Annotated in this window: 1 protein-coding gene; it reads right to left on the bottom strand. The window is 53.3% G+C overall.

The genetic code is table 11. The annotated features are described in order from the left end of the window. Positions 1 to 389: PAS domain-containing protein (locus J5M56_RS25650; RefSeq protein ID WP_207938142.1), on the bottom strand; the 389-nt coding region annotated here is incomplete at its 3' end. Positions 390 to 437 lie beyond the last annotated feature (48 nt).

Here is a 437-nt window from a genome sequence, read left to right as displayed (position 1 = left end):
ACCCGCTGCTGCGCCTTGACCTGAACCGTCACGTCTTTCTGCACGCCGATGAAATAAGTCTGCCCGTCATCGGCGTTCTTAACGGTCGAAAGCGACAGTTCGTTCCAGAACGGGGTGCCATCCTTGCGGTAGTTACGCAGGATTTCACGACATGAACCGCCCTCGCGCAATGTATCGCGAATCAGTTCCAGGCTCTCTTGGTCGCGGTCTCCAGACTGTAGGAAACGACAATCCTGATAAAGAATCTCCTCACTGCTGTAGCCGGTCAGCCGTTCAAAAGCGGGGTTGACGTAAATCAGGATGTTGTCCTGCTCGCCTTCCTTTTCAGCGACCACGATTCCGTCATTCGACGCATTAATCACCATTTGCAGCAGGCTGGCGTTGATCATCCGAGAATCCCTTCCGTTATGTCAGTGGCAGGCATTCTAGAAGAAAGC

This window comes from Pseudomonas sp. 51_B (genome assembly GCF_017491595.1).
Taxonomy (GTDB): domain Bacteria; phylum Pseudomonadota; class Gammaproteobacteria; order Pseudomonadales; family Pseudomonadaceae; genus Aquipseudomonas; species Aquipseudomonas promysalinigenes.
This window is presented reverse-complemented; position numbering and strand designations above follow the sequence as displayed.